We start from the raw sequence: 22,135 nt of genomic DNA on the forward strand, positions 1-22,135 counted from the left end.
ACAGCAATCGAATGCCTTGTCGATCACCTTGCCCCCAATTGGGAGGTGTTTGCCCGTGACGCCAAAGACCTTGGATCACTGGCGACCATGTGCCTGCTGTGCGCCAACGGGGTTTTCATCGGCTGGATCGTGTTGCGCGCTTTCATCGGGGGCTAGGCGGACTGATCCCAAAGGGGGCTGCGATATGTCCTGACTTCCTTTGCCGCTTTGCGTTATATCACAACTGAAATTGAAAAGGCCGGGCAAGACATTCATGCGCATTCTTTTGATCGAAGACGAAGCGGCCCTTGCGCGCCCTTTGATGGAACATCTTGAGGCGGATCACCACATTGTTGAATGGTTCAGTACCCTTGACGAAGCCCACAGTGCTGTCCTTGCTTTGGACTACGATGTCGTCTTGCTTGATTTGCAATTGCCCGATGGCGACGGGCTGACATTTCTCAGCACGGTCAGGGCGCGCGGGCTTCGTACGCCGATCATCATCCTGACGGCGCGTGACAAAGTGTCTGATCGTATTGACGGGCTGAACCGTGGGGCGGATGACTATGTGATCAAACCGTTCGATCTGGACGAGGTCACAGCGCGCATTCACACGGTATGCAGGCGCAGTGCCGATCTGCTGACCCAGACCATTCTGATCCGCGACCTGACCATCTGCCTGTCTGATCACAGCGTCAGCCGTGCAGGTCAGCCGGTTCGGCTGACGGCCAAGGAATGGGGCGTTTTGGACGCACTGCTGCGCCGAAAAACACAGATCGTCCCCAAAGATACCCTTGAGGCAGCAATATATGGCTACGGCGAAGAGGTCGAAAGCAACGCCCTTGAGGCGCATGTCAGCCGGTTGCGCACCAAGCTTGGCAAAGACCTGATCGCCACCCACCGCGGGATCGGGTATAGCCTGCAAACATGACCACACGCCGCCAAAGCCTGCTGAGCACTCTTTTGAAGTCGATGATCCTGCCCGGTGTGATGGCCGCCGTGATCGGGGTTTTGATCGTTCATAACCTTGTCAAAGAAGAATATGACGAATTGCTGGACAGCAGCCTGACCGGCAAAGCCCAGCTGCTTTTGACAATCTTTGATGCCGCACGCCAGATGCCCGACCTGCTGGATATCTCAATGCTTATGGCCTTCGAGGAGCGTTTGGTTGAACCGGATGAACGCACGATATTCTGGTTTCTGGATGAAACAGATCAGATCATCGTGCAATCTCCCGGCGCACGAACGGACCTTTTGCCGATCCCTATGACAGGGGGGCTGCGCACGCAGAACGATCACCGGTTTGCAACGATCCGCGCGGCATCGGGCGGGGTCAAGGTGATTGTCGCAACCCCGATGACAGAACGCAACGAGGCGATTTCAGACGTCATGATGGGGACGATCAGCAGCTTTGTTCTGCTGGCGCTGTTCTTTGCCGGAGTGGCATTCTGGGTGGTCAAACGGTCGGTCAGGGCAATCGCAAGCCTGAGCGATAGCATCGCGGCCAAGAACGAACATGACCTTTCGCCGATTGAACGGCACATCACCTTTTCCGAAATCGAACCTGCGATAGACACGCTTGATATGCTGATGGGGCGGCTTGATCTTGCACTGGCAGCCGAACGCGCCTTTGCCACCAACGCGGCGCATGAATTACGCACCCCGGTGGCGATTTGTCTGGCCAATGTGCAGCGGCTTAGGGCGGTGTTGAAGGACCCCGTGCCATCCGCCAGTGCCGCCGAAATTGAACAAGGGCTGAAACGATTGATCCGGCTGATCGAACGTCTTTTGCAAATGTCGCGGGCGCAATCGGGCCTTGGTATAACCCCCGTCGCGGCGGACATAACGCCTGTCATCGCATTGCTTCTCAAAGAATTGCGTGACCGTGCGCCGTCCGGCGACAATTTGATCATCAAAGCGCCCGACAGGCCGTGGCCCAGCCGCATTGATCCGGACGCTTTGGGGATAATCCTGAACAACCTGTTTGATAACGCCCTGAAATATGGCATCGGCCCGCTGCCGGTTGTCGTGGACGCCAGTCAGCCGGGGCGGGTTGTTGTGTCCAACGATTGCGCCGCACTTAATGCAGCCGATCTCGAGGCAATTACCCAGCGGTTCGTCCGCAAGGCCGCCCTGTCAGAGGGGTTTGGTCTGGGCCTGTCGATCGTGCAGGCGCTTTGCCAACAATCGGGATGTCGTCTTGAGGTCATGTCCCCGCAGCCCGGCCAGCAGCGCGGTTTTACCGCGGTACTGACCCTGCCTTTGGGTGACGCACCCGCGCGCTAGTCACCCTTTCGGGTGGCCGCGTCAAAGGGCGCGATAAAGCCTTGGACTAGGGTCTTTAGTTCCCCAAGGCCTGCCGCAAGTCAGTCGTCAGATCGCCGATATCCTCGATCCCGACCGACAGGCGCAAAAGGCCTTCAGGAATACCTGTATGGGGCTCGATCGTGTGGCGGTGCTCGACCAGACTTTCGACGCCGCCCAGGGATGTCGCACGGTGGAACAGCTGCAAACGCCCCGCGACCTGCAACGCCTTTTCGGCCCCGCCTTGCACCACAAAAGACAGCAGCGGGCCAAAACCCCCCGCCATCTGGCGGTTGGCAGTCGCGTGACCTGCGTGGGCAGGTAGGCCGGGATATAGCACGGTTTCAACCAGTGGGTGGGCGTCCAGAAATTCAGCAATCGCTTGCGCATTACGCGACATTTCACGCATCCGCAGGGGCAGGGTGCGCATGCCGCGCACCAGCAGCCACGCCTCGAACGGACCGATGACTGCACCGGCATCATGGCGGTCGGCCTTGATATCCGTCCAGATTTGCGCGGCTGTGTCATTTGTCGCCAGAACACCGGCCAGAACATCGGAATGCCCGTTGATGCCCTTGGTGGCCGAATGCATCACGATGTCAGCGCCATGGGCCAGCGGTTTTTGCAGCACCGGCGTCGCGGCGGTGCTATCGACCATCAACAGCCCGCCCGCGTCATGGACGGCACGCGCTGCCGCTTTGATATCGGTCACGCGCAGCCACGGGTTCGACGGCGTCTCAATCAACACAAGCGTCGGTTTGAAATCCGCACAGGCTTGGGCGAACGCCTGCGCATCCGACGCCTCGACCTCGCGCAGTTCAATTGCGCGGCGGGTGCAAAAATCTCGCAGCCATTTGGTCGTGCCCCAGTAAATCTGCGACTGGACCAACACGCGCCCGCCGTTGGGCACCGTACGAAACGCAGCTGCCAGCGCGGCCATGCCCGAGGGAAACACCAACGCCTCGTTCGCCCCTTCAAGCTGCGCCAGCACAGTTTCGGCGACGCGCACGATATCGCTTTGATCGCGCAGATAGATATTGTCGGGGCGCAGCGGCTGATACGCCGCATCGCGCAGATAGGTCGTGGCCATTTGCAACGATGGCACCACGCCGCCGCTTTGCGCATCCACAGCGCCTGCGGCTTGGGCGGCAATCGTGGCGGGGTTCAAACGGGAAGTGTCAGACATAAGCGCGGCCGTTCCTTAAAGATGCTCAGATTTCATGTGCCTACACTTAATCCCTGACCCCCGCAAACCACCAGCTTTGAAATGCCAAAACCGTCCCATCCCGTTCATTTTGCCAAATAAACTCCCGCCGGAGGCATCCACCATCCGCGCCATTCCCCCACCCCAAACGGGGCGCACCGCGTTCAGCCTTGTCCTTTAGCCCCTCTCGGTTTATCCCGCCCCCAACGTCCAAAGCCCTCACATAAAGGTATCACCACATGATTCCCCGCTATTCCCGCCCCGAGATGGTTGCAATCTGGTCCCCCGAAACCAAGTTCCGCATCTGGTTCGAGATCGAGGCACATGCCTGTGATGCCATGGCCGATCTGGGTGTGATCCCCCGTGCAAACGCGGATGCGGTCTGGAAGGCGAAGGACGTTGAATTCGACGTGGCCCGCATTGACGAGATCGAAGCCGTCACCAAACATGACGTGATCGCGTTTCTGACCCATTTGGCCGAACATGTAGGCTCCGACGAGGCGCGTTTTGTGCATCAGGGCATGACTTCCTCAGACGTATTGGACACCTGCTTTAACGTGCAGCTGACCCGTGCCGCAGACATTCTGATCGCTGATATGGACCTGCTGCTGGCCGCGCTCAAACGCCGCGCGATTGAACACAAGGACACCGTGCGCGTCGGACGCAGCCACGGCATCCATGCAGAACCGACCACCATGGGCCTGACATTCGCGCGTTTTTACGCCGAAATGGACCGCAACCTGCGCCGCCTGAAAACCGCGCGCGAAGAAATCGCCACTGGCGCGATCTCGGGTGCGGTCGGGACCTTCGCCAACATCGACCCCCGCGTAGAAGAGCATGTGTGCGAAAAGCTTGGCCTTGCCGCAGAGCCGATCAGCACCCAAGTGATTCCCCGTGACCGTCATGCCGCGTTTTTCGCGGCCCTTGGCGTGATCGCCAGCTCCATCGAAAACGTCGCGACCGAGGTGCGCCATATGCAGCGTACCGAAGTGCTTGAGGGCGCTGAATTCTTCTCTGCGGGTCAAAAGGGCTCCTCGGCGATGCCCCATAAAAAGAACCCGGTTCTGACCGAAAACCTGACCGGTCTGGCGCGCACGATCCGGATGGCTGTTATCCCTGCGATGGAAAACGTGACCCTCTGGCACGAGCGTGATATTTCCCATTCCAGCGTTGAACGCGCCATTGGGCCCGACACGACCATCACCCTTGATTTCGCTTTGCACCGCTTGACCAATGTCATCGACAATATGCTGATCTATCCCGACAACATGCTGGCCAATATGAACAAGTTCAGCGGGCTGGTGATGTCGCAGCGTGTCCTTTTGGCCCTGACCCAAGCAGGGGTTAGCCGCGAAGACAGCTATAAGATGGTCCAACGCAACGCGATGAAGGTTTGGGAAGACGGCAAGGATTTCAAAACCGAATTGCTGGGCGATGCCGAAGTGCTGCAAGCCCTGAGCGCCGAAGAAATCGAGGAAAAATTCGACCTTGGATATCACACCAAACATGTCGACACGATCTTTGCCCGTGTTTTCAAAGACTGATTTCTAGGCAGATTAACCGATGTGACACCTTCAGGCGTAAAACTTCTTTGAGAACGCCCAAGGCCCGTGTACCTTATCAGGGCATCTCAAAGGAGTAGTATGATGAAACTTGGAATTGCACGATTAAAACTGACGGGTCTGGCAGCGTTGGCCTTAGTGGCACTGCCGTCGTTCAGCATGGCAATGTGTTCGTCGCAAGAACACGCGATGTCTTGTGCCGAAGGCATGGTATATGATGCCGAAAGCGCAAGTTGTGTGTCCAACGCCACGTCTTGAAGATCAAGTCAATGTGAACTGAATTGCGCCCGTACCCCTTTACCTGTGGTGCGGGCGCTTTAACGTTATTTCGACAAAGTTATTTATTCGGAGAATTCCATCATGCGCGTTTTACTTGCTTCTGCTCTTGCCCTTGCGGTGCCTACGGGTGTGTTTGCCGCTGGCGGCGGTGACGAGACAGCCCCGCCAAAACCCGCAGTCAGCTGTGAAAGCGGGATGGTGTATGACAAAAAGGCCAAGAAATGCGTGACGGCCAAAGACAGTCGCCTAAGCCCGGATGATCTGTACGAGACCGTGCGCCAACTGGCTTATGCTGGCAATTATCAAGACGCACAGTTGGTGCTAGCCGAAATGCCCGCCCAAGATGATCGGGCTTTGACCTATATGGGGTTCACCCATCGGAAATTGGGGAATGCTGCTGAAAGCACGGTGTTCTACACCCGCGCGCTCCAGATCAATCCGGCGAATATTCTTGCGCGGTCCTATATGGCGCAGGGGATGGTCGAAGAGGGCAATATCGCCGGTGCGATGGCCGAATTGCGCGCCATCCGCTCGTATGGCGGTCAGGGAACATGGGCCGAGGCATCCCTGAGAACGGCCATCGCCACGGGGCAGACTTTTAACTATTAATCCATCTGCTGTTTGGTTTTCTTTCATCTTTAGCTGCGAAAAGTGTTCTCGACACTGGGGCAGCTAAAGATAGTTGAAAAATGAATGATCTCTTACCTTTAGGCAGTTTTAACGCAATGGCTGTCGGCGCGCCCTTAAGTGGTGCGGCGGCCCCTTTGACCAAGCGTGCTAAAGCCGCAATCGTGGTCCGCCTGTTGCTGAACGAAGGCGCGGATATCCCGATTGAAGAACTACCAGACGAATTGCAGGCCCGTCTGACGCAGCAGATGGGATCAATGCGCACCGTCGACCGGCATACGCTGGATGCGGTCGTCGAAGAATTTGAAAACGAGCTTAACAGCATTGGCCTGTCGTTTCCGGGCGGGATCGTGGGGGCGTTGACCGCGCTTGATGGCAAGATCAGCAAGCAAACAGCGGAACGCTTGCGCAAAGAAGCAGGGGTACGTCAGCTGGGTGACCCTTGGGCGCGCCTGCGCGAGTTGGATGCCCCAACCGTTTTGGAGATGATCGAAAAAGAAAGCACCGAAGTGATTGCCGTTGTGCTTTCCAAGCTCAAGGTGTCGGTGTCGGCAAAGTTGTTGGGACTGCTGCCCGGCCCCCGGGCGCGCGAAATCACCTATGCCGTGTCTCTGACGAACAGCGTCTCTCCGGAGGCTGTATATAACATAGGCCTTTCGCTGGCGAGCCAGCTGGACAGTATCCCGATCAAAGCCTTCGATGACGAACCTGTTGAAAGGGTCGGGGCGATCCTCAACTCTTCTACTTCGATGACACGTGATGACATGTTGACCGGCCTTGACGAAACGGATGAAGGGTTTGCCAATGCGGTGCGCAAGGCGATCTTTACCTTTGCGGATATCCCCGCGCGCGTTCAACCCCGCGATATCCCCCGCATTCTGCGCGGCGCGGACCGGGCGCAGCTTGTTTATGCGATGGCCGGTTCCGAGGCTGCCGGTTTGAAAATTGTCATGGATTTCATCCTTGATAACATGTCCTCGCGCATGGCGGATCAGTTGCGCGAAGAAATCGCAGAGCTTGAAACCGTCAAGGCATCCGAGGCAGAGCTGGCGATGTCGGCCATCATTGATGTCATCCGCCAGTTGGAAACCGATGGTGAATTGCAACTGGTCCAAGACGACGAAGAGGAGGATTGAACCTGCTTGTCGCCTTTGGCGAGGCACGTTAAGAAATAAGAGAAATATGTGACAGTCGCATGTTCTTGCCCCCGCAGAGGCCTATGCCTGACCCGAACCTTCCTCATCAAGATCCGTTGACGCGGCGCATTGGCCACTACTTAAGCAATGCGCTGATTGTGGGATTGATCCGCTTTGCTCTTTTTATCCCGTATCGCGCCCGCTTGGCCTTTGTCGGGCGGTTTGTTCAACATATTCTGGGGCCGCTTGCCGGCTACAGCCGCAGGGCGCGGGACAATATACAGATGATATGGCCTGATCTGTCCCGTGCACGACGCGACCAGATCGTATCGAAATGCCTGAATAATGTCGGGCGCAGCTTTATCGAGAACTACTCGGCGCAGGACTTTCCGGCGCGAATGGCCAAAAATACACCAACCGGCCCGGGCGTTGCGGCGCTGGATGATGCTGTGGCAAAGGGGCAGCCGGTGATCCTTGTCACCGGCCACTACGGAAATTACGAGGCGACCCGGGCCTGTCTGGTCGCGCGCGGCCTTGATATTGGCGGGCTATATCGGGATATGAAAAACCCCTATTTCAATGCCCATTACGTTAAAACGATGGAGGCCTTCGGCGGGCCCGTCTTTCCGCAGGGCCGCCGTGGCACCGCCGGTTTCGTGCGCCACCTAAAGCAAGGCGGGCAGCTTGTTTTGCTTTTTGACCAGCATGTCTTTGGCGCGCCGCCGCTTGATTTTCTGGGGCAGCCCGCGAATACAGCCTTGTCAGCCGCTGAACTTGCCTTGCGGTATAACGCACTGCTGATCCCGTTTTACGGCATCCGCCAGCCAGACGGCGTATCGTTCGAGGCCGTGCTGGAAGCACCGGTGCCCCATTCCGACGCGGTAACGATGACGCAAAGCCTGAATGACAGCCTTGCCGCGCGCATCACGGCAGACCCCGAACAGTGGTTCTGGGTCCACAGGCGCTGGCGTATTAACGACAATTAAGCTTGATTAATGCGCTATTTGATCCGCGCGGCCGCCACGATCGGACCTGCGACGCTTTGCTGGACAATGATCACAACCGGCAAGTCGCCGGGCAGGGGGGTCGACATATCAAGCGGGGCTTTCGCGTCCCATTCCCCCAAAACTGTCCAGTTTTGAGCAATATTATGATATTCAAACGTCTTGCCCGCGTTTTCGCCGCGCTTGATTTCTGTTGTGGCCTCAGGGGTATAGCGCAGCATATGCACGGTGAATGGGCCCTTGGCCCCCGCCAGAACCGAGGCATCGATTTCCAGCGTATCCCCGTTGCGCGCCAGATCCAGTTTAACCATGGCAGGGTCGTTCTTATGCTCTGAAATGGCTTTTGACACTGCCATTGGTTTTGCACCTACGACATCGGTCAGGCCGTTCACGATCATTTCTGGCGTGTAAACCGATTTGCGCCCGGATGCGATCGCATATGCACGTTGCCGGGCCGCATGATCGGGATCGCCAAAGCGGTCTTTCCAGCCGATGTAATCCCAGTAATCAACATGTAGCGCCAAGGCGATCACATCATCGCGCTGTGCCAGCTCGGCCAAGATCTTGTCCGCAGCAGGGCAGGACGAACATCCTTGCGATGTAAAAAGCTCGACCACGACGGGGCGATCTTGCGCGGACACTGGCGTGGCGCACAGCAAGCCCAAGGCGAACAGAGAGGGGATAATTCGGATCATCGACGGCGATACCTTCAAAGTGTCCTGTTTGTCTAAACGGATGTCTTTCAGATTACCATTCAAGCTTTGTTGAAGCGCTGTAACGGAAGGTATGGTGCAAATTTCATCAAATTCGGTACACAATGGTATACATTTATCGGTTCAAGCGCCGATTGCAGTTGAAATGTGGGCCGCAATACTGCATTTAGGCCCCAAGTCACTGCACTGTTTTCAACCCATATAGGGAGCTCTCCATGACCATTATCGTTGGCCAGGACACCGCCAAAACCCGTAAAACACTGACTTCCGGGGATCAATCAATCGCTTATTATTCCATTCCTGCTGCGCAAGAAGCCGGGCTTGGGGATTTCTCGAAACTGCCCGCCGCGCTGAAAGTGGTGCTGGAAAACATGTTGCGCTTTGAAGACGGCAAGACCGTTACGGTTGACGATATCAAAGCTTTTGCTGAGTGGGGTGCCAAGGGTGGCCAGAACCCGCGCGAGATTGCTTATCGTCCCGCACGCGTGCTGATGCAGGATTTTACCGGCGTTCCGGCCGTTGTTGATTTGGCGGCGATGCGCGACGGTCTGGTTGCCTTGGGCGGTGACGCAGACAAGATTAACCCGCTGAACCCTGTTGATCTGGTCATCGACCACTCGGTCATGATTGACGAATTTGGCAACCCGCGCGCGTTCCAGATGAACGTTGACCGCGAATACGAGCGCAACATCGAGCGTTATACATTCCTGAAGTGGGGCCAAAAGGCATTTAACAACTTCCGCGTTGTGCCCCCCGGCACCGGCATCTGCCACCAGGTGAACCTTGAGTATCTGGCGCAGACCGTTTGGACAGACAAAGACCAAAACGGTGTTGAAGTTGCGTATCCAGACACGCTGGTTGGGACAGACAGCCACACCACCATGGTCAACGGCATGGCCGTTCTGGGCTGGGGCGTTGGCGGGATCGAAGCCGAAGCCGCGATGCTGGGCCAGCCGATTTCAATGCTGATCCCCGAAGTTGTGGGTTTCGAGCTGACAGGCCGCATGATGGAAGGCACCACCGGTACCGACCTCGTGTTGAAGGTCGTCGAGATGCTGCGCGCCAAAGGCGTCGTTTCCAAGTTCGTTGAATTCTATGGCGAAGGCTTGGATCACTTGCCGCTGGCCGATCGTGCGACGATTGCCAACATGGCACCTGAATATGGTGCGACATGTGGTTTCTTCCCGATTGACGGCGAAACGCTGCGCTACCTGCGCACCACTGGCCGTGACGAAGACCGAATCGCGTTGGTCGAAGCCTATGCCAAGGAAAACGGCATGTGGCGCGACGCGGATTATGCGCCGATCTACACCGATACGTTGTCGCTGGACATGGGCACCATCGTGCCTGCGATTTCCGGTCCAAAACGTCCGCAGGATTACATCGCGTTGACTTCTGCGCACACGGCATTTGCGGAATATGTCGAGGGCGTGCGCAATGGCAAAGAAAGTACAGCCAACGCCGAAGTGCGTTGGGAAGGCGAGGGCGGCCAACCGGAACCTAAGGATATCCCCGGCGATGTGGGCCATCACAAGCGTGGCTATGTGATGACCGACGATGGCCATTACCAGCTGCATGACGGGTCCATCGTGATTGCGTCGATCACATCGTGCACCAACACGTCGAACCCTTACGTGATGATCGGTGCGGGCCTTGTGGCGCGCAAGGCGCGTGCCCTTGGTCTGACACGCAAGCCTTGGGTCAAGACGTCGCTGGCACCCGGCAGCCAGGTGGTTTCCGCCTATCTTGAGGCTGCGAACCTGCAAGAAGATCTGGACGCCATCGGCTTTAACCTTGTTGGCTATGGTTGCACCACTTGTATTGGTAACTCTGGCCCGCTTGAGCCATCGATCAGCAAGGCGATCAACGATTACGACCTGATCGGCACCTCGATCCTGTCGGGCAACCGCAACTTCGAAGGACGCATCAGCCCCGATGTGCGCGCCAACTATCTGGCGTCGCCGCCACTGGTCGTGGCCTATGCGTTGGTCGGCGACATGAACGTTGATCTGGCGAACTCTCCTTTGGGTCAGGACCAAGAGGGCAATGATGTCTATCTTAAAGACATCTGGCCAACCACTCAGGAAGTTGCCGAGCTGGTCGAAAAAACCGTGACGCGCGAAGCCTTCCAAGAGAAGTATGCTGACGTGTTCAAGGGCGACGAAAAGTGGCAGGCGGTCGAGACAACGGATGCCAAGACCTATAACTGGCCACCCGCATCGACCTACGTGCAAAACCCGCCGTATTTCCAGAACATGTCGCCAGAGCCGGGCGTGATCACCAACATCGAGGGTGCCAAAGTATTGGCCATCTTGGGCGATATGATCACCACCGACCACATCAGCCCGGCAGGGTCCTTTAAGGAAACGACTCCCGCTGGCAAATATCTGTCGGAGCATCAGGTGCCGGTGCGCGAATTCAACTCGTATGGTTCACGCCGTGGTAACCATGAGGTGATGATGCGCGGCACGTTCGCCAACATCCGCATCAAGAACGAGATGCTGGATGGGGTCGAAGGCGGCTATACCAAGGGCCCTGACGGCGAACAAACGTCGATCTTTGATGCCGCGATGGCCTATCAGGATGCCGGTACTCCGCTGGTGATCTTTGGTGGTGAACAATACGGTGCCGGGTCGTCGCGTGACTGGGCGGCCAAGGGCACAGCCCTGCTGGGCGTCAAGGCAGTAATCGCCGAGAACTTTGAACGCATTCACCGCTCTAACCTTGTTGGGATGGGTGTCATCCCGTTCGAATTCACCAATGGTGATACACGCAAAAGCTTGGGCTTGACTGGCGAAGAAACCGTTTCAATCTCTGGTCTGGATACAATCAAACCCCTGCAAGAAGTGCCTTGCACGATCACAATGGCCGATGGGTCGGTCAAAGAGATCATGATCAAGTGCCGCATCGATACCGCAATCGAGATTGAGTACATCGAACACGGTGGTGTGCTGCATTACGTTCTGCGCGATCTGGCAAAATCCGCCTGATCCCTGTTTGATCATGGCCTGAGCCCTCGATAGCAGGGCTATTCAAAACGTCGATACGCCCGGTAAGCCCCTGCTTGCCGGGCGTTTCGCATTTTCAAAGGGAAAACGGCAAGGTTTTGCCGATGGCCCAATAGTTAGGGCCGAACACCATATCATGTGTTCACAAATGCGAATTTGCCCCACACACTGTTTGCCGTGGCCGAAGAATTTCCGTTATGTGTTTGCTAATGTGAATTGAAATGCTGACGTTGCTCTGGCTTGGGCTATGTGTAGGTTGCAGGCGGTTGTTTTCGGTAAAGGAGTGCCCCATGGCGCGAGCAAGTAAGAACGGTTTCAGAGGCACCTTGCGGGGGACTGCTGCTGCCATGGCCGTTGCTTGGACTTGCGGGCCGGGCATGGCCGCAACGCTGGACATCACTGGCGTCGCGGCAGGTACCGAGCTTTACGATGCGATCGCGGGCGGGTCTTTGCTGCGCGAACAAACCGCCGAAGACGCGACCCCAAGCACCCAAGAATTGCTGGCCGCTGCCCAAGCCGATTACGCGCGGCTGTTGGCCGTTTTGTATGATCAGGGGTATTTTGCCGCCGTGATCAAGATCACCGTAGACGGGGTGGATGCCGCGTCCATTGCGCCGGTGGCACCGCCCAAGCAGATCGACAAGGCTGTGATTGCGGTCGAACCGGGCAAGAAGTTCAGCTTTGCCAAGGCGGAAATCAAACCGATCGCCCAAGGCACCGAACTGCCCGAAGGGTTTGCCACGGGCCAGACCGCAAGCCTTGGGGTGCTGAAAGACACCGTTTCTGCGGGGATCGAAGGCTGGCGCGATCAGGGGCACGCCAAGGCGGCACTGACCCGTCAGCAGTTGACTGCGCGTGTGCCCGACAGCACCATCAGCGCCGCGCTTTTGCTGGACCCAGGCCCGCGCCTGCGCTTTGGTGCGTTAACGATAAAAGGCGAAAGTGCCGTTCGGCGCAACCGGATCCAAAAGATCGCCGGCCTGCCCGTGGGACAGGTTTACAGTCAAGAGCAGCTTGACCTTGCCGCCACGCGGTTGCGGCGCACCGGTGCGTTCAACGCCGTTGCCATGATCGAGGCCGACGAAATCGTGGCCCCTGATGTCTTGCCAATCACGGCGCAGATCACAGATGCGCCGCAGCGCCGGCTTGGCTTTGGCGCTGAACTGTCATCGCTCGAAGGGCTGACGCTGAGCAGCTTTTGGCTGCACCGCAACCTGCTGGGCGGCGCCGAAAGCCTGCGGATCGAGGGGGAAGTCAAAGGGATCGGCGGCAATTCAGGTGGCACGGATTACCGTCTTTCTGCACGGCTAAGCCGTCCGGCGACCTTTAATGCCGACACGAATTTTTACGCTCTGGCCGAGATCGAGCAGCTTGACGAGGTGAATTACTTTTCCCGCCAGCTTGATCTTGAGGCCGGCATCGAACGGATTGCCAGCGCGGAACGCACCTATAGTCTGGGCGTTGGTCTGCGCATCGGTGAGACGCGCGATGCGTTTGGCACCAATAATTATACGTTGCTGACCCTGCCGCTAAGCGCTGAACATGATTACCGTGACAACCGTCTGGATGCCAAGGACGGGTATTATGCGCGGGCCACCGTCACACCGTTTCTGGCTGTTTCAGGGTCGGCCAGCGGCGCGCGCAGCTATCTTGATCTACGGGCTTACAAGACCTTTGGCACTGCGCGCCCTGTGACGTTTGCGCTGCGCGGGCAGTTGGGGTCGGTATACGGTCCCGACCTTGCAGAGGCCCCGGCCGATTACCTGTTTTATTCGGGCGGCGGCGGCACGGTACGGGGGCAATCCTACCAAACGCTCGGGGTTGATCTGGGCGGCGGCAACACCGTCGGCGGGCGCAGCTTTGTCGGGCTGTCCGCCGAAGCGCGGGTCGCTGTGCGCGACAATATCGGTGTCGTGGCCTTTGCGGACGCGGGTTATATCGGGGCTGAAGAATTCTATGACGGGTCGGGGCAATGGCATTCGGGCGCGGGTCTGGGCCTGCGCTATGCGACAGGTATCGGACCTATCCGGTTTGACGTGGCTGTGCCCACCTCGGGGCCGGAAACCGAAGATAATTTCCAAGTTTACATAGGTATTGGGCAATCGTTTTGATCCATTTCATGCGCAGTTTTCTAATTACGGCGATGGTGCTAGTGGCCTGTGTGGCCAATGCCCAAGAAGACGACAAAGGCTTTTTGACCCGCACCATCCAAAACGCGCTCAGCGGATCGGGCCGCACGGTCAGCATTGACGGCTTTGCAGGGGCTCTCAGCTCGCGCGCGTCCTTTGACCGGATGACAATTTCCGATGATCAGGGCGTGTGGCTGACGCTGGAGCAGGTCGAACTGGATTGGAACCGCTCTGCCTTGTTGCGGGGCCGGCTTGAGGTGCAAGGCCTGACAGCGCAACGTCTGTCCGTGCCGCGTTTGCCCATCGCACAAGAGGCCGCGCTGCCCGACCCGGAGGCAAAGCCGTTCACCTTTCCAACCATTCCTGACCTGCCGGTTTCCATTGATGTTGCGAATTTTGCGGTCGATGAAATCATCCTTGGTGCCCCCATTCTGGGCGAAGCCGCTGAATTGACGCTCAAGGCGAATGCGTTGCTGAATGATGATGTCCTCAAGCTGGATATCGACGCCGCCCGTACCGATGGCAAAGGCGGCCAATTCGGGATCTCCGCCAATCTGGCACGCGGTGAAAACCTGCTGGATCTGCTAGTTAACCTGTCCGAGGATGAAAAAGGCATCGTTTCGCGACTGCTCGGTATTCCCAATGAACCTTCGGTCGATCTAAACATCGCGGGTCAGGGGCCGTTGTCTGACTTCAAGACCGACATCACCCTGTCGACCGATGGCACGCCGCGGTTAACCGGGCAGGTTGGCTTTGCGGAGTTGGGGGATGAATCTGCCCCTGACCGTCGCATTCAGGCCGATCTTAGCGGCGATGTGACTGCGTTGATCCTATCGCAATACCGCGAATTCTTTGGGCCTGACGTGGCTTTGACACTGGATGCGCTGGTTCAGGCAGATGGCGGCATAGACGTGAGCGATTTCGCGCTAAAGACGCAATCGGCTGATCTGCAGGGTAAAATCACACTGAACAGTGACAAATGGCCCAGCCTGATCGACATCACCGGCACCGTGGCCGCAGCTGACGGATCGCGGGTGCTGTTGCCCGTTGCCGGGGCCAGCACCTATGTGCAGCGCGTCGCGTTGGACGTGAATTACGATGCCGGTTCCGGCGAAACACTGGATGCGACATTTGACGTGACGGGTTTGGCGACAGATGCCCTTGCGATTGAAAACGCGCAGTTGAATTTGGACGGCACGCTGCAAGGCCGCGCCGGCACGGTCGGTGAATTCAACGGCGATCTAGTCTTTGCCACCAAAGGGCTGACCCTGACGAACGCCGCCATATCCGAAGCGTTGGGCGATACCCTGAACGGTCGCGCAAATATCGCCTATGTCGAAGGTACCCCCACAAAGATTACCGGGCTGGACCTGTCCGGCACCGATTACGGGCTTGCGGGCGACGTGACCATCAGCGGCCCGGCCGAGAATTTCCTGACGCAATTGCAAGCCCGGCTTGAGGCCACGGATATCAGCCGTTTCTCAGCCCTTGCAGGGCGCGAATTGGACGGGGCGGCCAATGTCGATCTGTCTGGTCAGGTAGTGCCTTTGGATGGCACGTTTGATCTGCGGATTGCGGGTCTGACCCGTGATTTGAAAGTCGGGATCGAACAGGCCGACACGCTTTTGGCAGGTGAAACGAACCTTAGCCTTGGGGCCGTACGTGATGAAACGGGAACCTTTATCCGCGATCTGTCGCTCGAGAACGCCGCCCTGACCGCCACCGGCGGGGTTGAATTGCGCAGCGATAATTCGCAAGCGCGGATCGATGCGCGGCTGAATGACATCGGGCAGGTCGTGCCGCAATATTCCGGCCCCATCACGATCAAGGCGACAGCCGACCAGGACAGCCGAGGCTGGACGATCGATGCGGCGGCCGACGGTCCTTATAATGCGGCCATCACTGCCAAAGGTCTGGCAACCGGCCCCAATGCGGCCCTAAGCTTTGCCGCCCAAGTCCCCGAGATCAAAGATTTTGTCCCTGACGCGCCCGTCGCCGGACAGGTCACGCTGGATGGCATGCTCCGCCAAACCCCTGACGGCTGGCAGATCGACACCAAGGCCAGCGCGCCGCAGGATGTCGCGGCGACCGTAAAGGGGTTGCTGACGCCGCTTGATGTTGATTTCACCGCGACAATCCCCCGTGTTCAGGCCTATGCGCCACAGGTAACGGGGCCGTTGAACGCGTCGGGCAACCTCAAGCAGACCGAGGCGGGATTTGTGATCGACGCCACGGCCTCTGGCCCCTATGCCGCGCAGGTTGCGGTGCAAGGCGCGCTGACGCCGATGATCGATATCAGCTTTGACGCAGCAGTGCCCAATGTGAATGCGGTCGTGCCGCAGGTGAACGGACCGCTGAATGCCACCGGCACACTGCGCCAGACTGAAAAGGGGTTCTTTGTCGATACCTCGGCCACAGGTCCTTACGGTGCGCGCGCGCTGGTTGAAGGGCTGGCGACCGGGCCGGATATGTCACTGACATTTGACGTGTCGGTGCCCAACGTGCAGCCATTGGTGCCCGGCGTGTCCGGACCCTTCGCCGCCAAGGGATCGGTGCAGCAAACACCGGCCGGGATCGCAATCGATACCAACGCGACCGGCCCCTATGCCGCCCGCGCGTCGGTGCAGGGCGTGGTGACAGGCACCAACCCGGCGCTGAATTACGATGTGACGATCCCCAACCTTGCCGCCTTGGTTCCCAAGCTGGCGGGGCCATTGAACCTGACCGGATCCGCACAACAAGAAAGCGCGGGATGGCGGTTGAACACCAATCTGGGCGGGCCAGCCGGTACGCGCGCGACCGTGGCGGGGCTGGTCGGCAACAACGGCAATCTGAACCTTGATATCAACGGTAACGCGCCGCTGGGTCTGTCGGCACCGTTTATTGCGCCGCGCAGTTTGCAAGGGCAGGCGGCGTTTGATCTGACCGTGAATGGCCCACCGCAACTGGGGTCGGTCAGCGGTACGATACAGACGTCGAATGCGTCTTTGTCCGCACCCAACCTGCGCGTTGCGCTGCAAAATATCGCGGCAAACATCCGCTTGGGCGACAACCGCGCACAGATTGATCTGTCGGCTGACAGCGCCGATGGCGGTCAGCTTAAGGTCGGTGGCGCGGTGACGTTGACCGGATCGTTGCCTGCTGATTTGCAGATCGGCCTGAACAATCTGGTGCTGATTGATCCGTCGCTTTACCGAACGATTCTGGATGGCTCCTTGCGGTTTGCAGGACCATTGACAGGCGGTGCCCGCATCGAAGGGCAAATCAACGTCGGCGAAACATCGGTCACGGTGCCGTCTACCGGCATGACCAGCATCGGGGACATCCCGCAGATCGACTTTGTCGGGGCCCCTGCGGATGTGGTGGCCACTCGCCGCAAGGCCGGGCTGGAGGGGGAAGGTGCTGGCACGGACCCGACGCAGGGCAGCAGCGGGCCGGGCTATGGGTTGAACATTGGCATCAACATGCCCAACCGCATTTTCGTGCGCGGGCGGGGGCTGGACGCGGAACTTGGCGGTAGGCTGACCCTGACTGGCACGACCAACCGCGTTATCTCGGCGGGGCGGGTCGATCTGATCCGGGGGCGCTTGGACATCTTGGGCAAACGCTTTGATCTGACCGAAGGGGCGGTGCAGTTTCAGGGTGATCTAATCCCGTATCTGCGCTTTGTCACCGCGACGTCTACTGCGACAGGCGAGGTGCGCATTATCATCGAAGGCCCTGCGACAGAGCCCAAGGTATCCTTTGAATCCAGCCCGTCAGCCCCGCAGGACGAGGTGCTGGCGCAGCTGTTGTTCGGGCGCAATATCTCGGAAATCTCGGCGTTTCAGGCGCTTCAACTGGCCAGTGCCGTGGCCACATTGGCAGGGCGCGGCGGGGCCGGCGTGATCTCGAACTTGCGGACTGGGTTTGGGCTCGACGATCTGGATGTCACCACAACCGACAGCGGGGCAACGGCGGTGCGCGCGGGGAAATACATCTCGGACAATGTCTATACGGATGTGACAGCGGCCTCTGACGGGACGGCGGATATCTCGATCAACCTCGACATCACCAAGAACCTCAAGGCCAAGGGAAGCGTCGGGTCGGACGGCAATACCGGGATCGGGATATTCTTTGAAAAGGACTACTGATTTCAACCCTTGGCGGGGGTGAAATTTCCGTAGCGGCTTTGTTCGAACATCAACGCTGGGGCATCCGCATCAGTGTTCACTGCGGCGTTGGTGACTTGGCCCACGATAATCGAATGGTCGCCCGCCCCATGGACGGCATAGGTGTCGCAGTGGAACGTCGCCAGACAGCCCGCGAGCGTTGGCGCGCCATTGGGTCCAGTCGCCCAGTCAAAAGCGTCAAATGCAAACCCGTCCGACGCAAAGCGGTCTGCAACGGCTTGTTGATCGGCACCCAGAACATGGATCGCAAAATGGGTCGCCGTCGCAAAGGCGTCATGGCGTTTAGATTTCTTGCCAGCAGACCACAGCACCAGTGCGGGATCCAGCGAGACGGATGAAAATGAATTCGCCGTCATGCCCAACGGCCCGCCAGCGGTTTGGACCGTGATCAATGTCACGCCTGTGCCAAAGCGCCCAAAGGCGCGGCGCAGATTGTCATCCGCATCGGCTCCAAGTTTGAAATGTTGCATATTATCTGTCATGGCGCAGCGGTGCCATGGGGGCGGCAGATTGTCCAGACGGCAATGAACCCCTGCGACCAAAAGCAAAGGGGCACCCGTTTGGATGCCCCTGTTCTCTCGGATTTGTGAATACCTAGCGGTTCATGCGGTTCTCGATCAGCTCGTCCACGACTTCGGGCTCTGCCAGTGTCGAGATGTCGCCAAGCGCGCCAAAGTCGTTTTCGGCGATCTTGCGCAGGATGCGGCGCATGATTTTACCCGAACGGGTTTTCGGCAAACCGGGGGCCCATTGGATCAGATCGGGCGATGCAATCGGGCCAATTTCGGTCCGCACCCAGTTGCGCAGTTCTGTGCGCAGCTCATCCGTAGGCTCTTCGCCCACCATCAAAGACACATAGCAATAGATGCCCTGACCTTTGATATCATGGGGGTATCCGACAACGGCGGCTTCGGCCACTTTGGGGTGGGCGACCAGCGCGCTTTCGACTTCGGCGGTGCCCATGCGGTGGCCGGATACGTTGATCACGTCATCGACGCGGCCAGTGATCCAGTAATCGCCGTCTTCGTCACGTCGGCAACCGTCACCGGTAAAGTAATAGCCTTTGTAGTCGCTGAAATAGGTCTGCTCGAACCGCTCGTGATCGCCCCAGACGGTGCGCATCTGACCGGGCCAGCTGTCGGCGATGCACAAGACACCTTCGACACCGTTGCCCTCGATCTCTTTGCCCGAGGTGGGTTCCAGTACGACCGGCTTGATGCCAAAGAACGGTTTCATCGCGGCACCGGGTTTGGTGGCATGTGCGCCGGGCAGGGGAGTCATCAGGTGGCCGCCGGTTTCCGTCTGCCACCACGTATCGACGATGGGGCAGTTGCCCTTGCCGACAACGTCGTTGTACCAGTTCCACGCTTCGGGGTTGATCGGTTCGCCCACGGTGCCCAGCAGTTTCAGGCTGCTCAGATCGCATCCTTCGACAAATTCCGCACCTTTGCCCATCAGCGCACGAATGGCGGTGGGGGCGGTGTAGAACTGGTTTACCTTGTGCTTTTCGCAAATCTGCCAGAACCGGCTGGCGTCTGGATAGGTCGGCACACCTTCAAACATCAGCGTGGTGGCACCATTGGCCAGCGGGCCATAGACGATATAGCTGTGGCCCGTGACCCAGCCCACATCCGCAGTACACCAATAGACGTCGCCATCGTGGTAATCGAACGTGATCTCGTGGGTCATCGCGGCATAGACCAGATAGCCACCGGTGGAATGCACAACGCCTTTGGGCTGACCGGTTGAACCTGAAGTATAAAGGATGAAAAGCGGATCTTCGGCATTCATCGCCTCGGGCGCGCAGGTGTCGGCGGCGTCTTTCGCAAGGGCTTTGTAATCAAAATCACGCCCTTCAGTCCAAGTGGTCTGACCGCCGGTCCGCTTAACGACCAGACATTTGACGCTGTCCTTGCAATGCAGCAGCGCCTGATCGGCGTTGGTTTTCAGTGGCGTTGCCTTGCCACCGCGTGGGGCATAGTCGGCGGTGATGACGACCTTGGCCTCTGACCCGTTGACCCGCGATGCCAACGCATCTGGCGAAAAGCCTGCAAAGACGATCGAATGGATCGCCCCGATGCGCGCACAAGCCAGCATCGCATAGGCCGCTTCAGGGATCATCGGCAGATAGATAACAACCCGGTCGCCTTTGCCAACGCCCAAATCGCGCAGGATATTGGCCATTTTACAGGTCTGGGCGTGCAGTTCTTTATAGGTGATGTGCTGCGCGCCTTCTTCGGGGCTGTCGGGCTCCCAAATGATCGCGGTCTGGTCGCCGCGTGTCTCAAGGTGGCGGTCGATGCAATTGGCGCTGACGTTCAACTCACCATCAGCAAACCAGTTGATCTTGACCTGACCAAAGGTGAAATCGACGTCCTTGACGGTCTCAAACGGCGTCATCCAGTCAATGCGCTGCGCCTGCTCGCGCCAGAATCCGTCCGCATCTTCAATAGAGGCTTTGTACATCGCGTCATATTTCGCGGCATCGACATGGGCCTTGGCGGCCATTTCAGCGGATGGTGGATAGGTGGTTGCAGCAGCGTTTGACATCGGTCCCTCCCTCAGAACTCTGATCGTTTTCGACCGGATATGCCTATCGGCTTACCGGTCCTCCCTTGCCGGATCATAGCGTCAACGGAAAAGAAAGGAATAAGCATTTGTAATCTCAGGCTTTGTCTGTAAAGAGTTTTCCCAATATCAGCCCAGATTTGTAAATTTGCCCCCAAAGCCGCCAATTTTATGCGCCGTCGCCTGCAATTGGGTGTCAACATACGCCAATGTTGCGGCTCCGTGCCTTCCAAATGCCCAAAATCCTCGCCGTGGGCCCCGAAATCTGCGGCTGGGCCGTGTCTTCGGGGTTGGCAGACCTGCCTGCCGCAGGTACTAATTTATCAAGCGGATCAAAAATGTCCGCACAAGGGAGAAATCAATGAACAAGTTTTTGAACGGCGCAGCGGTTTGCGCCATCACATTTGCATTTGCGTCGCAGGCAGCTGCAACGGAATGGAACGCCTCTGTCTGGGGCAAGCGCCGTGCCTTCACTGAGCATGTCGAAAAAATCGCAGAACTGGTGTCTGAAAAGACCAATGGCGAATTCACCATCAACGTCAGCTATGGCGGCCTGTCGAAGAACACGGAAAATCTTGACGGGATTTCCATCGGTGCCTTTGAGATGGCGCAGTTCTGTGCGGGCTACCACCGCGACAAAAACCGTGTTGTCACCGTGCTGGAACTGCCGTTCCTGGGCGTAGAGAACCTTGAGCAGGAAGTCGCGGTTTCCCGCGCCGTTTATGCACACCCCGCCGCCGCCGAAGAAATGGCGCAGTGGAATGCAAAGCTGCTGATGACCTCACCCATGCCACAGTACAACCTTGTGGGCACTGGCGATCCGCGCACAACGCTTGAAGATTTCAAAGGTATGCGTGTTCGCGCCACAGGCGGCATTGGCCAAGCTTTCGAAGCCGTTGGTGGTGTGCCAACATCCGTAACATCAGCCGAAGCATTCCAGGCGATGGAATCCGGTGTTGTCGACACGGTGGCCTTTGCGCAGCACGCGCACTTGTCCTTTGGCACCATCAACGAAGCCGACTGGTGGACAGCAAACCTGAACCCCGGCACGGTGAACTGCCCCGTCGTGGTGAACATCGATGCCTACGAAAGCCTGTCCGATGCAGAGCGTGAAGCGCTGGATTCGTCGGTTGATGAGGCGCTGGATCACTATCTGGCCAACTACGGCGAACTGCTGAAGCGTTGGGACGCGGTTCTGGAAGAAAAAGGCGTTGAAAAAGTTATGATTTCACCAGAAGTCATCGCCGAATTCCGCGCCACAGCCGCTGATCCGATCCGCGACACATGGATCGCAGACATGGAAGCCCAAGGCCTGCCGGGTCAGGAGCTTTATGATCTGGTCGTCAAGACATTGGCCGACGCGAAAAGCGGCAGCTGATTGATACGTGGGGCGCATCCCGCGCCCCATAGCTGATCAAAAAGGGCTGCGCGGGTTTCGCGCAGCCCTTCA

16 protein-coding genes are annotated in these 22,135 nt (G+C 58.1%); 12 read left to right on the forward strand and 4 right to left on the reverse strand.

The window, feature by feature from the left end:
• The first annotated feature begins 6 nt into the window (after positions 1–6).
• The 3 genes from ABYT07_RS03980 (at position 7) to ABYT07_RS03990 (ending at position 2,265) form a co-directional block, all read left to right on the forward strand.
• Positions 7–156, forward strand: a complete 150-nt coding sequence (locus ABYT07_RS03980) for a hypothetical protein (protein ID WP_372989674.1) — start codon at positions 7–9, stop codon at positions 154–156.
• Positions 157–253: 97 nt separating this feature from the next.
• Entirely contained in the window at positions 254–910 is a 657-nt protein-coding gene (locus ABYT07_RS03985) for a response regulator transcription factor (protein WP_372989625.1), read from the forward strand.
• Positions 907–2,265, forward strand: coding sequence for a sensor histidine kinase (locus ABYT07_RS03990; RefSeq protein ID WP_372989627.1), 1,359 nt, complete (start codon positions 907–909; stop codon positions 2,263–2,265). Before ABYT07_RS03985 ends, ABYT07_RS03990 begins: the two co-directional genes overlap by 4 nt.
• A gap of 55 nt (positions 2,266–2,320) precedes the next feature.
• On the opposite strand, the gene ABYT07_RS03995 is transcribed toward ABYT07_RS03990, so the two are convergent.
• Positions 2,321–3,469, reverse strand: coding sequence for a PLP-dependent aspartate aminotransferase family protein (locus ABYT07_RS03995; RefSeq protein ID WP_372989629.1), 1,149 nt, complete (start codon positions 3,467–3,469; stop codon positions 2,321–2,323).
• A 257-nt stretch (positions 3,470–3,726) separates the two neighbouring features.
• Between ABYT07_RS03995 and purB the strand changes: the two genes are divergently transcribed.
• From purB to ABYT07_RS04020, 5 genes are all read left to right on the forward strand, one after another.
• Complete coding sequence (gene purB / locus ABYT07_RS04000) at positions 3,727–5,031, forward strand: adenylosuccinate lyase (protein WP_372989631.1); 1,305 nt, start codon at positions 3,727–3,729, stop codon at positions 5,029–5,031.
• Between the two features lie 102 nt (positions 5,032–5,133).
• Complete coding sequence (locus ABYT07_RS04005) at positions 5,134–5,307, forward strand: hypothetical protein (protein WP_372989632.1); 174 nt, start codon at positions 5,134–5,136, stop codon at positions 5,305–5,307.
• Positions 5,308–5,409: 102 nt separating this feature from the next.
• Positions 5,410–5,937: a tetratricopeptide repeat protein gene (locus tag ABYT07_RS04010; protein ID WP_372989633.1), complete on the forward strand. Its 528-nt coding sequence runs from the start codon at positions 5,410–5,412 to the stop codon at positions 5,935–5,937.
• Between the two features lie 80 nt (positions 5,938–6,017).
• Positions 6,018–7,091, forward strand: coding sequence for a flagellar motor switch protein FliG (locus ABYT07_RS04015; RefSeq protein ID WP_372989634.1), 1,074 nt, complete (start codon positions 6,018–6,020; stop codon positions 7,089–7,091).
• Positions 7,092–7,174: 83 nt separating this feature from the next.
• Positions 7,175–8,077: a lysophospholipid acyltransferase family protein gene (locus ABYT07_RS04020; protein ID WP_372989635.1), complete on the forward strand. Its 903-nt coding sequence runs from the start codon at positions 7,175–7,177 to the stop codon at positions 8,075–8,077.
• 14 nt (positions 8,078–8,091) lie between these two features.
• Here the strand turns inward: ABYT07_RS04020 and ABYT07_RS04025 are convergent, their stop codons facing one another.
• On the reverse strand, positions 8,092–8,790 hold the full coding sequence (locus tag ABYT07_RS04025; protein ID WP_372989637.1) for a DUF1223 domain-containing protein: 699 nt from the start codon (positions 8,788–8,790) through the stop codon (positions 8,092–8,094).
• A gap of 233 nt (positions 8,791–9,023) precedes the next feature.
• Here ABYT07_RS04025 and acnA point away from each other — a divergent pair, with 233 nt between their 5' ends.
• The 3 genes from acnA (at position 9,024) to ABYT07_RS04040 (ending at position 18,078) form a co-directional block, all read left to right on the forward strand.
• A complete protein-coding gene (acnA, locus tag ABYT07_RS04030; protein WP_372989639.1) occupies positions 9,024–11,798 on the forward strand; it encodes an aconitate hydratase AcnA in 2,775 nt (924 codons plus the stop codon).
• 308 nt (positions 11,799–12,106) lie between these two features.
• The gene (locus ABYT07_RS04035) at positions 12,107–13,927 is read left to right on the forward strand and encodes an autotransporter assembly complex family protein (RefSeq protein ID WP_372989641.1); all 1,821 of its coding nucleotides are present in this window, start codon (positions 12,107–12,109) and stop codon (positions 13,925–13,927) included.
• Positions 13,928–13,935: 8 nt separating this feature from the next.
• Positions 13,936–18,078, forward strand: a complete 4,143-nt coding sequence (locus ABYT07_RS04040) for a translocation/assembly module TamB domain-containing protein (RefSeq protein ID WP_372989643.1) — start codon at positions 13,936–13,938, stop codon at positions 18,076–18,078.
• Between the two features lie 2 nt (positions 18,079–18,080).
• On the opposite strand, the gene ABYT07_RS04045 is transcribed toward ABYT07_RS04040, so the two are convergent.
• Both ABYT07_RS04045 and acs read right to left on the reverse strand, forming a co-directional pair.
• Entirely contained in the window at positions 18,081–18,599 is a 519-nt protein-coding gene (locus ABYT07_RS04045) for a flavin reductase family protein (protein ID WP_372989645.1), read from the reverse strand.
• A gap of 112 nt (positions 18,600–18,711) precedes the next feature.
• Positions 18,712–20,667, reverse strand: coding sequence for an acetate--CoA ligase (gene acs / locus ABYT07_RS04050; RefSeq protein ID WP_372989647.1), 1,956 nt, complete (start codon positions 20,665–20,667; stop codon positions 18,712–18,714).
• Positions 20,668–21,046: 379 nt separating this feature from the next.
• Here acs and ABYT07_RS04055 point away from each other — a divergent pair, with 379 nt between their 5' ends.
• A complete protein-coding gene (locus ABYT07_RS04055; protein ID WP_372989649.1) occupies positions 21,047–22,063 on the forward strand; it encodes a C4-dicarboxylate TRAP transporter substrate-binding protein in 1,017 nt (338 codons plus the stop codon).
• The last annotated feature ends 72 nt before the right edge of the window (positions 22,064–22,135 follow it).

It is taken from the genome of Sulfitobacter sp. (assembly GCF_041552635.1).
Taxonomy (GTDB): Bacteria; Pseudomonadota; Alphaproteobacteria; order Rhodobacterales; family Rhodobacteraceae; genus Sulfitobacter.

Coding starts and splice junctions, on each gene's coding strand:
- acnA (WP_372989639.1), top strand. CDS start 9,024: ATGACCATTATCGTTGGCCAGGACACCGCCAAAACCCGTAAAACACTG.
- ABYT07_RS03995 (WP_372989629.1), bottom strand. CDS start 3,469: ATGTCTGACACTTCCCGTTTGAACCCCGCCACGATTGCCGCCCAAGCC.
- ABYT07_RS04010 (WP_372989633.1), top strand. CDS start 5,410: ATGCGCGTTTTACTTGCTTCTGCTCTTGCCCTTGCGGTGCCTACGGGT.
- ABYT07_RS03985 (WP_372989625.1), top strand. CDS start 254: ATGCGCATTCTTTTGATCGAAGACGAAGCGGCCCTTGCGCGCCCTTTG.
- ABYT07_RS04040 (WP_372989643.1), top strand. CDS start 13,936: ATGCGCAGTTTTCTAATTACGGCGATGGTGCTAGTGGCCTGTGTGGCC.
- ABYT07_RS04045 (WP_372989645.1), bottom strand. CDS start 18,599: ATGACAGATAATATGCAACATTTCAAACTTGGAGCCGATGCGGATGAC.
- ABYT07_RS04025 (WP_372989637.1), bottom strand. CDS start 8,790: ATGATCCGAATTATCCCCTCTCTGTTCGCCTTGGGCTTGCTGTGCGCC.
- ABYT07_RS04020 (WP_372989635.1), top strand. CDS start 7,175: ATGCCTGACCCGAACCTTCCTCATCAAGATCCGTTGACGCGGCGCATT.
- ABYT07_RS04005 (WP_372989632.1), top strand. CDS start 5,134: ATGAAACTTGGAATTGCACGATTAAAACTGACGGGTCTGGCAGCGTTG.
- acs (WP_372989647.1), bottom strand. CDS start 20,667: ATGTCAAACGCTGCTGCAACCACCTATCCACCATCCGCTGAAATGGCC.
- purB (WP_372989631.1), top strand. CDS start 3,727: ATGATTCCCCGCTATTCCCGCCCCGAGATGGTTGCAATCTGGTCCCCC.
- ABYT07_RS04055 (WP_372989649.1), top strand. CDS start 21,047: ATGAACAAGTTTTTGAACGGCGCAGCGGTTTGCGCCATCACATTTGCA.
- ABYT07_RS04035 (WP_372989641.1), top strand. CDS start 12,107: ATGGCGCGAGCAAGTAAGAACGGTTTCAGAGGCACCTTGCGGGGGACT.
- ABYT07_RS04015 (WP_372989634.1), top strand. CDS start 6,018: ATGAATGATCTCTTACCTTTAGGCAGTTTTAACGCAATGGCTGTCGGC.
- ABYT07_RS03990 (WP_372989627.1), top strand. CDS start 907: ATGACCACACGCCGCCAAAGCCTGCTGAGCACTCTTTTGAAGTCGATG.